Annotated in this window: 10 protein-coding genes and 1 pseudogene; 4 read left to right on the top strand and 7 right to left on the bottom strand. The window is 68.4% G+C overall.

All coding sequences use genetic code 11. The annotated features are described in order from the left end of the window. Positions 1-2: 2 nt before the first annotated feature. From GJ634_RS05670 to GJ634_RS05660, 3 genes are read right to left on the bottom strand one after another with little or no spacing between them, the layout of a single operon-like run. Positions 3-497, bottom strand: a complete 495-nt coding sequence (locus GJ634_RS05670) for a Zn-ribbon domain-containing OB-fold protein (RefSeq protein WP_157501040.1) — start codon at positions 495-497, stop codon at positions 3-5. Further along, positions 494-1687, bottom strand: coding sequence for a beta-ketoacyl synthase N-terminal-like domain-containing protein (locus tag GJ634_RS05665; protein WP_157501038.1), 1194 nt, complete (start codon positions 1685-1687; stop codon positions 494-496). Before GJ634_RS05665 ends, GJ634_RS05670 begins: the two co-directional genes overlap by 4 nt. Continuing rightward, positions 1687-3624, bottom strand: a complete 1938-nt coding sequence (locus GJ634_RS05660) for a 3-hydroxyacyl-CoA dehydrogenase/enoyl-CoA hydratase family protein (RefSeq protein ID WP_157501036.1) — start codon at positions 3622-3624, stop codon at positions 1687-1689. The genes GJ634_RS05665 and GJ634_RS05660 overlap by 1 nt, the downstream gene beginning before the upstream one ends. Positions 3625-3843: 219 nt before the next feature. Between GJ634_RS05660 and GJ634_RS05655 the strand changes: the two genes are divergently transcribed. Continuing rightward, a complete protein-coding gene (locus GJ634_RS05655) occupies positions 3844-4740 on the top strand; it encodes an SDR family oxidoreductase (RefSeq protein WP_157501034.1) in 897 nt (298 codons plus the stop codon). Here GJ634_RS05655 and GJ634_RS05650 read toward each other — a convergent pair. Next, positions 4737-6092 (bottom strand): methyl-accepting chemotaxis protein, encoded by a 1356-nt coding sequence (locus GJ634_RS05650; protein ID WP_157501032.1) that lies wholly within the window; start codon positions 6090-6092, stop codon positions 4737-4739. The genes GJ634_RS05655 and GJ634_RS05650 overlap by 4 nt on opposite strands. 138 nt (positions 6093-6230) lie before the next feature. On the opposite strand from GJ634_RS05650, the gene GJ634_RS05645 reads away from it, so the two are divergent. The 3 genes from GJ634_RS05645 (at position 6231) to GJ634_RS05635 (ending at position 9310) form a co-directional block, all read left to right on the top strand. Continuing rightward, positions 6231-7106: a fumarylacetoacetate hydrolase family protein gene (locus GJ634_RS05645; RefSeq protein WP_157501030.1), complete on the top strand. Its 876-nt coding sequence runs from the start codon at positions 6231-6233 to the stop codon at positions 7104-7106. A 47-nt stretch (positions 7107-7153) separates the two neighbouring features. Further along, a complete protein-coding gene (locus tag GJ634_RS05640; RefSeq protein WP_157501028.1) occupies positions 7154-8539 on the top strand; it encodes a DUF3179 domain-containing (seleno)protein in 1386 nt (461 codons plus the stop codon). A gap of 72 nt (positions 8540-8611) precedes the next feature. Beyond that, entirely contained in the window at positions 8612-9310 is a 699-nt protein-coding gene (locus tag GJ634_RS05635) for an ABC transporter ATP-binding protein (protein ID WP_197425422.1), read from the top strand. Between the two features lie 64 nt (positions 9311-9374). Here GJ634_RS05635 and GJ634_RS05630 read toward each other — a convergent pair whose 3' ends face one another. The 3 genes and pseudogenes from GJ634_RS05630 to GJ634_RS05620 all read right to left on the bottom strand — a co-directional run. Then, complete coding sequence (locus GJ634_RS05630; RefSeq protein ID WP_157501024.1) at positions 9375-10385, bottom strand: branched-chain amino acid ABC transporter permease; 1011 nt, start codon at positions 10383-10385, stop codon at positions 9375-9377. After that, positions 10385-11266: a branched-chain amino acid ABC transporter permease gene (locus GJ634_RS05625; protein WP_157501022.1), complete on the bottom strand. Its 882-nt coding sequence runs from the start codon at positions 11264-11266 to the stop codon at positions 10385-10387. The genes GJ634_RS05630 and GJ634_RS05625 overlap by 1 nt, the downstream gene beginning before the upstream one ends. Before the next feature lie 39 nt (positions 11267-11305). Further along, positions 11306-12205, bottom strand: a pseudogene (locus tag GJ634_RS05620) (ABC transporter substrate-binding protein); the annotation flags it as partial. Positions 12206-12458: the final 253 nt, after the last annotated feature.

The raw sequence follows: 12458 nt of genomic DNA, 5'->3' as shown, positions 1-12458 counted from the left end.
CGTCATTCGTTGTCACCCTGTGGTTCGAAGCGGTAAAACACCCGCTGCTGGTCGGTCGGCCCGTCGATTTCCGTGATCACCAGCGACACCGGGTCGCCGATGGCGAGGTCGTCGTACTCCGCGCCGTCGATGCGCGCGGACAACTGGACGTCCACGCCGTCGAGGTCTACGACCCCCGTGCCGAACGGCGTGTCCATCCCGATCGGGCTACCGCGAACCGTCGAGAACGCGTGCAGCGTCCCCTCGTGCGGGAGCGAGACGTACTCGAGGTCGTCGCTCGTGCACTCCGGGCAGACCACGCGGGGCGGGAAGTGCAACTCGCCGCAGTCCGCGCACTGCGTGGTGGACAGCGACCCCTCGCGGAGCCGGTCGTAGAACTCGTGGATGCGCGTGTGGTCGGCGTCCTGCAGGTCGTAGAAGTCCAGCAGGCGCGGCAGTTCGATGCGGTCCGGAATCGTGACGGTGCGCCGTGGCACCTCGTCGTCGGTGTCAGTCATTGTGGGTCCCTCGCGAGGGTCATCACGCTGTGCACGGAGCCGCTCCCGCTGAGGTTGTGGATGAGGCCGGTCTCCGGGCTGTCCGGGACCTGCCGGGCGGATTCGACCTCGCCGGTGAACTGCTTGTACACCTCCAGCGCCTGCGAGACGCCGGTCGCCCCGAGCGGGTGGCCGCAGCCGAGCAGGCCACCCCGGGGGTTGACGGCGATGTCGCCGTCGAGTTCGCTGCGGCCGTCCTCGATGAACTGGCCGCCTTCGCCCTTCTCCACCCAGCCGAGGTCCTCGTACTCGATGATCTCGCTGATGGAGAAGCAGTCGTGGACCTCCGCGACGTCCAGCTCCTCGACCGGGTCGTCGATGCCGGCCTGCTCGTAGGCCTCCTCGGCAGCCTGCGTCGCCTGCGGCCACGCGGACATCGACGGGAGGTTGTTGATGGAGTTGCTCGCCATGCAGGACTGCCCGCTGCCCGTGACGTAGGCCGCGGTGTCAGTGAGCTCGCGGGCTTTCTCCTCGCTGACGAGCAGGAGGCCGGCGGCGCCGTCGGTGATGCCGCTGCAGTCCAGCAGGCACAGCGGCGGCGCGACCGGGAACGAGTCCAGCACGTCGTCGACGTCGACGTCCTGCTGGAACTGCGCGTACGGGTTGTTCGCGGCGTGGCGCTTGTTCTTCACGCTCACCTGCGCGAGCTGCTCCCGGGTGGTGTCGTACTCGTGCATGTGCCGCTGGGCGTACATCGAGAAGAACGACGGCGCGTTCAGGCCGTTGACGCCGTCGAACTCGCGGTCGAGCACGTTCGTCATGCTCGCCTGCGTCTCGCCCATGTACTCGTCGCCGAGGTTCATCTTCTCGACGCCGAGCACGAGCGCGACGTCGAGCTGGCCGGCGGCGATGGCGAGCCACGCGTACCGCAGCGCGGCCTGCCCGCTCGCGCACGCCAGCTCCGTCCGGGCGATCATCTTCGAGGCGTTCACCCCCAGCAGCTCCGCCGCCAGCGGGGCGACGTGGCTCTGGAACGCGAACCGCTCGGGCTGGACCGCGCCCACGAACAAGCCCTCCACGTCGTCAGGGCCGAGCCCGTCAACGTCGTCGAAGGTGGCTTTCCCGGCCTCTTGGGCGAGGTCCTTCCACGTCGCCTCGCGCTTGCCCCAGTCCGCGTGCCCGCCGCCGACGATTGCAGCGTTCCGGACCATCACTCGAACTCCGGGTCGCGGTCGTCACGGAACGCCGTGACGCCCTCGACCATGTCGTCGGTCGTCGTCAGCAGCCCGAACGCCTGGCTCTCGGAGTCGAGGCCGGCCTGCAGGCTGGCGTCCTGTCCGTCGTCGATGACGCGCTTGGCGACCTTCAGCGCCGTCTTCGGCCCGTTTGCGAGGTCGTCGACGAACTCCTCGACCGTGTCGTCGAATTCGTCCTCGGGCACCGCGCGGTTGAGCAGCCCCCAGTCGGCGGCCCGCTCCGCGGAGATCTGCTCGCCGCGGAAGACCAGCTCCTTCGCGCGGCCCTCGCCGACGATGCGGGTGAGCCGCTGGGTGCCGCCGCCGCCCGGGATGAGCCCGAGGTTGATCTCGGGCGCGCCCAGCGAGGAGTCCTCGGTGGCGAGCCGGAGGTCGCAGGCGAGCGCGATCTCGAAGCCCGCGCCGAGACAGAAGCCGTCGATGGCGGCGACCGTCGGGCGTTCGAACTCGTCGACGGCCTGAATCGTCTCGTCGACGTCCATCAGCTCCGTCGGTTCGGAGGCCATGAAGCCCGTGATGTCCGCGCCGGAGCTGAACGCCTGCCCCGCGCCGGAGAAGACGACGCAGGACACCTCGTCGGTGTCGGCGTTGTCGAGGGCTTCCTTCACCTCGCCGAACATCGTCTCGGAGAACGCGTTCAGCCGCTCGGGGCGGTCGAACTCGACTTCGAGGACGCCCTCGTCGGTCAGCTCCTTGTTGATGTACTGGTAGGGGCCGTCGCCGGCGTAGTCGTGGAACCCGCGGCCGGCGTCGACGCCCGTGTGGCCGGCGTTGACGAGTTCGACGAGGTAGTCCGCGGGCGCGAAGCGTTCCGAGCCCGTTTCCTCGTAGAGCGTCTGGAGCTTCTCCAGGACGGCGTCGAGGCCGATCTGGTCGCCGAGCCGGCAGACGCCCTCGGGGAAGCGCGCGCCGAGACGGCTCCCGAGGTCCACGTCGCCCGGGGTGGCGACCTCGCCGCCGACGAGCTTCGCGGCCTCGTTGACCATCCGGGCTTCCACGCGCAGCCAGTCGAAGCCCTCGCCGTCGTCGGGCTCGTAGTCCGGGCCCTCGGCCTCCCAGTCGTAGAACCCCTGGCCGGTCTTCTTCCCGAGGTCCTCGGCCTCGACCTTCTCCGCGATGGCCGGCGGGGAGTCGAGGTCGGTGTCCTCGCGGAAGTGGTACGCGATGTCGATGCCCGTGTAGTCCGCGAGCTCGAACGGCCCCATCGGGTAGCCGCGCTGGTAGACCATCGCGGCGTCGGCCTGCTGGACCGTCGTCTCGTCGCCGGAGAGCATCCACGCGGCCTCCTCGATGAACGGTAGCATCACGTTGTTCACGATGAAGCCGTGGACGTCGCGTTTGACGTCGATGGCGCGCTTGTCGAGGTCGTCGACGAACGCGTGGATGGCTTCGAGGGTCGCCTCGCTGGTCTCCTCGCCGTGGACGACCTCCACGAGGTCCATCTTCACGGGCGGGTTGAAGAAGTGCGCGCCGACGACCTGTTCGGGTCGGTCGGTCGCCGCGCCGATGTCGGTGATGCTGAGCCCGGAGGTGTTCGAGGCGAGAATCGCGTGCTCGGGGGCGTACTCGTCGACCTCGCCGAACGTGTCCTTCTTGAGGTCGAGGTCTTCGGGAATCGCTTCGACGACGAGGTCCGCGTCCTCGGTTGCCGCTTCGAGGTCGACTTCGCCCTCGATGCGGGCGCGCACGTCGTCTGCGCTGTCGTCGATGCGACCCTTCTCTTCGAGTTTGCCGAGGCTCCACTCTATCTGTTCGAGGCCGTCGTCGACGTACTCCCGTTCGATGTCGCGGAGTACGACGTCGTAGCCTGCGATGGCCGCGATTTCCGCGATGCCGTGACCCATGCTCCCCGCGCCGAGCACGGCCACGTTCTGTATGTCACTTGCTCCCATCGTCGACATAGAAGTTAACCTCGATATTTAAAGTGTCGGTTACTCTGTTTCCTGATACGCCCACTTTAGTTAACTAGTGATGCGACCAGCCCGCTCCCAAAGCTTTGCATGCCGGCTCGTCGAACCCCGACGTATGCGCCCGCGACACCACCGCATCCAGTCGTCCATCCACCGCGAATCGACAGACAGCGACACTCTCTCGACGACGGAGGTGCCGTCATGACCGGCCTCGACGAGACGGTCTGCATCGTCGGCGGCGGCGGGAACGGCCTCGGCGAAGCAACCGCGCGAGCGCTCGCCGACCGCGGCGCCACCGTCGTCGTCAACGACCTCGGAACCTCCGTCCACGGCGAGGGCAGCGACCCCGAAGTCGCCGCGTCGGTCGCCGAATCCATCCGCGACGACGGCGGCGACGCGACCGCACACGCCGGCGATCTCACGGAGTTCGCCTACGCCGACGACCTCGTCACCGAAACCGTCGACGAGCACGGCCGCGTGGACGCCGTCCTCAACTTCGCGGGCATCCTCCGGGACGACCTCAGCTACAAACTCGACCCCGAGGACTGGCAGGCCGTCGTGGAGACGAACCTCACGGGCCAGTTCACGCTCCTGCAGGCGGCCTGCGAGCACTGGCGGGACGCCGCCGGCGAGGACGGCTTCGACCGCCAGCGCTCGTACCTCGCGGCGAGCGCGCACTCCGCCCGCGGCAACGTCGGCCAGGTGAACTACGCCGCCGCCAAAGCCGGCATCCTCGGGATGACGCGGTCCGTCTCCTCGGAGATGTACCGCCACGGCGTCCGCGTGAACGCGCTCGTCCCGAACGCCTACACGCGGATGACCGAGACCGTCCCCGAGGAACACCGGCCGTACACGCGCGAGGAGATGCCTCCGGAGCGCGTCGCCGCGTTCGCCGCGTTCCTCGCCAGCGAGCACGCCGCGGACGTTACCGGCTGCGCGCTGTACGCCGGCGGCGACCGCGTCGGCGTCTTCTCCGAGCCCGCGCTGGACCGCGTCGGCGTCCAACCCGGCGGCTGGAGCGTCGAGGACCTCGCCGAGCACTTCCGCGAGGACGTCGCCGGCGACGTCGACCTCACGCGAACTGAGAGCTTCTTCTAGTCGTCGATGGTCGCCTCGAGCTCGGCCTCGACGTCGTGGACGCGCTCGCGGACGCTGCGCGCCAGCTGCGTCTGCTCGTCGTTCTCGTCGGCGAGCTCGCCGATCTCGTCGACGACGTCGTGGAGGCTGTCGAGGACGTCGTTGAGCATCGTCGTGACCTCCTCGGCGCTGACCGCCTGCTCGTCGGTCGCCTCCGCGATCTCGGCCATCCCCGTGGAGGTCTCCTCGGCGGCCTCGTGAATCTCGCTCTGGCGCTCCCGAATCGTCTCCACGCGCTCGACGGTCTGCTCGATGCCCGCCGTCGTCCGCTCGACGCCGTCCGTGGTCTCCTCGACGATGTCCGTCACGCGCTCGATGGTGGACTCGATGGCGTCGACCTCCTCCTTGGACTGGTCGGCGAGCTCCTTGATCTCGTCCGCGACGACCGCGAAGCCGTCGTTGTTCCCCTCCGTCCGCGCGGCCTCGATGTTCGCGTTCAGCGCGAGGAGGTTGATCTGGGAGACGATGTCGCTGATGACGTCCACGACGGACTCGATTTCCTCGACCTGCGCGTCCAGCTCCACGGCGGTCTCGTCGAGGTCCGTCGCGGCGTCCTCCACGTCGTCCAGCAGCGCCTGCGCCTCGTCGGTCGCGTCGACGGACGCCGCCGCGTTCTCCGCGACGTTCGCCGCGCGCTCGTCGACCTCGTCGGTCTGCGAGGCGATCTCCTCGACGGTCGCGGACAGGGACTCTACCTCGTTGCGCACCTCCGCCAGCGACTCCACCTGCTCGCGGGCGGTCTCCTCGATGAACTGGCTGTTGTCGGCGACCGCCTCCGAGGACTCCAGCAGCTCTTCGACGGTCGCGTCGACCTCCGACGTGATGCGCTCCTGGGCGTCCTTCACGGCGGCCCGCTGCTCCACGAGGTCGGTCACCCGCGACACCATCTCGAAGGAGCCGACGACCTCGCCGTCGGGGTCGTACAGCGGCAGCGCGGCGGCGCTGACGTGCCACTCGGTGCCGTCCTCGTTCGTGCCCGAGCGCACGCGGTCCTCGTTGACGGCTTCCTCGGTCCGGACGACCTCCTCGGCGAGCGTGTCGGTGACCTCCTCGGTGCCGATGACGTCGTGAGCGACCTCGCCGATGACCTCCTCGGCGGGCGTGTCCTGAATCGCCTGCTGCTCGCGGTTCCAGTACGTGACCCGCCCCTCGTCGTCGACGACCAGCGTCGGCTCCGGGAACCGCTCGGTGAGGTCCTCGAAGAGGTGCTTCCAGAAGTCCCGCTCGTCGCGCAGGCGTTCGACTTCGTCGGCGTCGTCCGGCGGGTCGTACAGCGAGACGGCGGCGTCCCGTTCGTCCTGTCGTGAGGCCATGATAGTCACCCCTCTGTGATTCTATGTAATAAGCGTTGACCGCGATTATCGCCAGCGAAACTGGGCGCGGAACGAACCCCCGGCGTCGGCCGTCCCCGAACGAGATGATTTATGGGGGTGGTCGCCCCACTGAGACACATGCGATTCGTTCGCTTCAACGAGGACCGACTGGGCTTGCTCACTGACGACGACGGCGTCGTCGACCTCACTGACCGCCTCGGCATCGACGCCGACGACCCGCTCGTCGAGTACATCAACGGCGACTACGACGCCAGCGAGTACGCCGACAAAGAGCCCGACTACGACCGCAGCGAGGTCGAACTCGGCTCGCCCGTCGAGCGCCCCGGGAAGGTCATCGCGGCGCCGCTGAACTACGAGAACCACATCGAGGAGGCCATCTCGGACAAGGACATCACCACCGAGGAGTGGTTCAGCATCGAGGACAAGGGCTACTTCCTGAAGGCGCCCTCGAGCGTCGTCGGCCCCGACCACGGCGTCGAACTGCCGTTCTCGGACCGCCGCGTCGACCACGAGATCGAACTCGCGTTCGTGATGGGCGACGACGTCAAAGACGTCGACGCCGAGGACGCGTGGGACCACATCTTCGGGTACACGATTCTCCTGGACATCTCCGTGCGCGGCGACCAGGACCGCTCGAACCGGAAGTCCTACGACACGTTCACCGTCATCGGCCCGGCCGTCGTCACCGCCGACGAGATCGACGACCCGCAGGACCTCCAGATGGAACTGGAGCTCAACGGCGACCGCAAGCAGTACGAGAACACCGGCGACATGGTGTACACGTGCGCTGACGTCGTCGAGTACGCGTCGCTGGGCGCCACCGTCGAGGCCGGCGACGTCATCACGACCGGCACCCCCGAGGGCGTCAGCGAGCTCTCCGACGGCGACACCATCGACGCCCAGATCGAGGACGTCGGCCGCATGGTCGTCGACGTCACCGAGCGCGACCTCCGCTTCGCGGACGTCCACGTCTCGAAGGGCGGCCAGGAGTAAGCTCGCCGACACGCACATTTTTCTCGGTCGCTCGCGCACGCTGTAGCATGCCGACCGATTCGCCATCGCTCGAAGAGTCCGTCGAGCAGTTGCTCGTTCGGGACGCCGACGCCCACGCCGAGGCCGTCGAAGCGCTCGCCGAACACGGCGACGAACGGGTCGTCCCGCACCTGCTGGAAGTACTGGTCATCGACGCCATCGGGAACGACTGGGAGCAGTTCGGGTTCCCGGAGGTGCTGCGGAGCCGCGACCCGCCGCGGTACCTCGACCTCCCCGAGGTCCGGTGGCCGGGCGTCCGCGACGCGCTCGCGGAGCTCGCGGCGCCGAACTTCGACTCCGAGCACGCGTGGGTGGAGTGGGAGTCGTGGTACAGCCAGCAGGACATCGAGCCGCTGGAGGGCTTCGACGAGTGGAAGCTCCGCCTCTACAAGTCCTACCTGCCGCCCGTCGGCGGCCTGCTCGACGCCGAACCCCGCGAGTTCGACCTGCAGGAGATCCGCTGGGGGAACTGCGACCGGTCGTTCCTCGCGGCGCTGAACGCCCCCGACTTCCGCCCGGCCGGGGACGCCGACTACCTCGACGACGAGGACACCGTCTTCGGGTTCGAACTCGCCGGCACCCGGTACGCCGTCCCTCGGGAGGTGCTGTTCCCGCACGAACTCCTGAACGTCACCCTCGACGGGATTCCCGTGAGCCTCACGTACTGCACGCTCTGCAACGCGCCCATCCTCTACGACCGGAGAGTCGACGCCGGCGACCACGACGTGCTCACGTTCGGGAGCTCCGGGATGCTCGCGTCCGGGAACAAGGTGATGTACGACGAGGAGACGGAGACGCTGTGGGACCAGCACGCCGGCGTGCCGACCGCCGGCCGCTACCTCGCCGAGCAGCCCGACCTCGTGCTCGACCAGCTCGCCGTCACCCAGACCACGTTCGGCGAGTGGCGCGCGGAGTACCCGGAGACGCGCGTACTCGACCCCGAGACCGGCTACGACTACGACTACGACTACTACGACGACCACGTCGGGTTCTTCCGGCACTACTGGAACAACGAGGACGTCGTCCAGCCGGGCGTCACGAAGGCCGACGGCGAACTCCCCGAGAAGACCGACGTCTACGGGCTCGTCGGCGAGGACGCGAGCGAGGTCTGGGCGATTCCGGTCGAGGAGTTCGACGACCCGCTGGTCGGGACGGTCGACGGCCGCGAGGTCGTCGCGGTCAGGGACGCCACCGGCGACGTCGCGGTCTACGAGGCGCCGCCGACCCCGGTCGAGCGCGACGGCGACGTGCTCGTGGACGGCGAGGGCAGGGCGTGGACGATTACGCGCAACGAACTCCGCGCTGGCGAGGCCACCCGCGACCGGGTTCCGGGTCGCCACGGTCTCTGGTTCGCGTTCCGCACGCACTACGACGACGCCCACGTCCTGCGGTAGCCCGCGGGACGGGACGGCTCTCGGACGGAGGTAATCTTTTATGCGGGAGTTGTGTACGGTGGCCTAATGACCCTGCTCGAAGTGGACAGCATCGACGTGGCGTACGGCGACGTGCAGGTCGTCTGGGACGTCAGCTTCTCCGTGACGGAAGGCGAGACGGTGGCGCTGCTGGGCGCGAACGGCGCCGGCAAGACGACCGTCCTGAAGACCATCTGCGGCCCGCTCACGCCCAGCGAGGGCGACATCGAGTTCCGAGGGGAGTCCATCGGCCACCTCCAGCAGGACGAGGTCGTGCCGAAGGGCGTCACGCACATCCCCGAGGGCCGGGAGATCTTCTCGGACAGCACCGTCCGCGAGAACCTCCGGCTCGGCGCGTACACGAACCGCGACGGGATGAGCGAGCAGTTCGAGCGGGTCTACGACGTCTTCCCCCGCCTCGAGGAGCGGAAGGGGCAGAAGGCGGGGACCCTCTCCGGCGGCGAACAGCAGATGCTCGCCATCGGTCGCGGGCTGATGAGCGACCCGGACCTCATCCTGCTCGACGAGGCCAGCCTCGGGCTCGCGCCCGTGCTGGTCGAGGACGTCTTCGACGCCATCGAGCGCATCAACGAGGAGGGGACGACGGTGCTGCTCGTCGAACAGGACGTCAACAACGCGCTCCGCATCGCGGACCGCGGCTACGTCCTCGAGTCCGGCGAGGTCACGCTCTCCGGGAGCGCCGAGGAGCTGTCGACGGACGAGCGCGTCGCGGCGTCGTACCTCGGCGGGTAGACGCGACTACTCGGTTTCTCGCGGCGCGAACGACGAAAGAAGGCGTACGGAGCGTTCTGCGGCGTTACTCCGCCTGTTCTGCCTGCGCTTCGGCGGCGTTGGGTTCGTCGTCGCCGTAGCGGTCCTTCAGCAGCTTGTAGAGGCCGCCCGGCACGAAGATGACGAAGATGATGATGAGCGCACCCTCGATGGTCGTGGCGAGTTCGCCGGCCGTCTCGCGCAGTACCGTGTCCAGCGTCAGGAACAGGCCCGCGCCGAGAATCGGCCCGGCCATCGTCCCCATGCCGCCGAGGACGACGACGACGAGCGTGTCGACCATCCACGGGACGCCGAGCGTCGAGTCGGGGTTGATGTACAGCGAGAACTGCGCGTAGAACCCGCCCGCGAGTCCCGCCATCGCGGACGCGACGGTGAACGCGAGCAGCTTGTACCGCAGCGGGTTCACGCCGAGGCTGCTGGCGGCGTCCTCGTCGTCGTGGATGGCGCGCATCCCGAGCCCGGAGCGGCTCTTCACGATGGCGTACGTGACGAGGATGACCGCGACGGTCGCGAGCACCATCAGCACGAAGAACACGTCCTCGGAGAGGCTGTTCTGCACGTAGTAGCCCGTGGAGCCGCCGGAGAACCGGCGCTGGTCGAGCAACACGAGCTGGACGATGGCTGCGACCGCCAGCGTCCCGATGGCGAAGTAGTGGCCGCTCAGCCGGAACAGAACCGGGCCGAGCGTGAGCGCGAGCAGGCCCGCGACGAGCGTGCCGACGGCGATGGCGAGCAGTGCCGGCGACTGGATCGCCTCGGGGAGGTTGGCGCGCCCGGGCGTGGTCAGCCACGCCGAGACGAACGCGCCCACCCCGAAGAAGGCGTGGTGGCCGAGGCTAATCTGGCCGGCGTACCCCGCGACGAGGTTCCACGACACGCCGAGCATCACGAACACGAGGCCGGTGAAGACGACGTCGGTGACGTACGGCGTCGTCGAGTACGGGATGGCCAGGAGCGCGAGCACGCCGACGACGGCCAGTGCGGTGCGGCGGCGGTTCTCGAAGAGGTCGCCGAAGGTGTCGGTGATCGACGCCATCACTCACCACCTCCGGAGCTACCGAACAGGCCGTGTGGCCGCACGAGCAACACCAGCACGAAGATGCCGAAGCTGATGATGTCCCGGAAGCCGCCGCCGAGGTAGAGCACGCCGACGTTCTCGGAGACCCCGAGGATGAGGCCGCCGACGAGCGTGCCGGCGATGCTGCCGACGCCGCCGAGGACGACCACGGCGAACGCCTTCAGCAGGTACGACCAGCCGACGTACGGCGTGATCGGGAACAGCATCGAGAGGAGCGCGCCGGCCGCGCCGGCGAGCCCGGTGCCGATGCCGAGCGTGAGCACGTAGATGTTGTCCGTGTCGACGCCCATGTACTGGGCGGCGGAGCTGTTCTGTGCGGTCGCGCGGATGGCGAGGCCGGTGGTCGTGTACTTCAGGAACGCCCACGTGCCGAGGATGAGCACGATGGAGAGGACGAACGTCACGACGCGGGGGAACGACAGCGTCGCCGCGCCGATGGAGATGGCGTCCCCGGGGATGTTGATGTCGGTGGCCTGCGCGGTGCTCCCGACGACGATGCGACCGATGCTCTGGAGCATCAGTGCCAGCCCGAACAGGACGATGATCGGTTGTTCCATACCTTCGCCGACGACGGGTTCGAGGACGAACCGCTGGAGCGCCATCCCGAGCACGAAGAGGACGGCGAACGCGACGACCATCCCGACGATGGGCGTGAGTCCGAGCGCCGTGAACAGGACGATGGCGACGTACGCCCCGACCATCAGCATGTGACCGTGGGCGAGATTGACGATGTCCATGATGCCGAACACGAGCGAGAGCCCGAGCGCGGCGACGGCGTAAATCCCGCCGAGGAGGAGGCCGTTGAGCAGCGACTGAACGAGTAGGTCGGTTGCTACCATGTGTGGTTGTGTGTACCGAGAAGGTGGGGGGCTAAGAGATTACCGTTCGCTCCACGCCGGGATGGGGTACTGGAAGTCCATCGCGCCGCGGCCGTCCGTCTCGGGGTAGACGGTGTGCTGGTTCCCCTCCCACCACTGCCCGGTCGGCGCTGTCAGGTCGCCCTCGGCGGGCAGGCCGTTGTTCTCGAAGCCGAACGAGCCGATGACGGTCTCGAAGGTCTCCGAGCGCAGCGTCTCTTGCAGGGCGCTCGGCTGCACGGAGTCCGCCCCCTCGATGGCCTGCAGTGCGGTCTGGGCGACGTTGTACGCGCCGCCGACGGGCGTGCGGATGAGTTCTCCGTCTTCGAGGCCGTACTCGCTCTCGTAGGCGCTCCAGAGCTGTTCGTTGCCGCCGCCGGTGAGGCCGGGCACCCAGCCCGGACACATGCAGGCGTACGCGCCGGTGTCGCCGAGCGCGGACCACCACGCCGTCGGGTCCGCGGCGCGGACGAACTTCAGGACGTCCGGCGCCCAGTTGTTCGACTGCATCTGGTTGACCGCCGTGATGCCGCCGGGCGGCGTCGGCGTCGACAGCAGCACCTCGACGTCCTCGCTCTCGGACTGGGAGATGAGCGTCGAGAAGTCCTGGCTCCCCAGCGAGAACGTCTCCCGGAGGACGACGTCGTAGCCGGCGTCCGAGAGCGTCTCCTCCCAGTAGTCGGCCTGCTCCTCGCCCCAGCCGCTGTTGGGCTCCCAGAGGCCGACGTTCGTCGGGCGCTCGCCCTCGGGGATGAGTTCGAGCAGCCCGCGGGTCGAGCGGGCGACGTCCCGGGACTTCGGGAACGGCGAGTACGTCCACTCGTAGCCCTCGTTGCGGTGGGGACCCTCGTACGCGAAGAACGCCCCGAGGAACGGGATGCCTTGGCTCTCCGCGTACGCGGAGCCGGCGGTCACCAGGAGGCTGGAGAAGCCCTCCCCAGATCATGTCGAGTCCTTGGTTGTTGCTCGTGATGCTGGGGTTGAGGTTCTGCCCGGACGGCCTCGGGGTCGCTCTCGTCTCCTGCACGATGAACTCGACGTCCTGGTCGAGCTGTTCGTCCATCATGGAGACGCCGAGCTCGTACCCGCGCTTGACGCTTCGCCGAGCGAGGAGAACTGCCCGGACTCGGGCACCGTCGCGGCTATCGTGATGGTTTCGCTGCCGCCACCGCCC

The sequence above is a fragment of the Halobacterium sp. CBA1126 genome, assembly GCF_009741975.1.
Classification (GTDB): domain Archaea; phylum Halobacteriota; class Halobacteria; order Halobacteriales; family Halobacteriaceae; genus Halobacterium.
The sequence above is the reverse complement of the archived record's forward strand: the minus strand, read 5'-3'. Positions and strand labels throughout refer to the sequence as shown.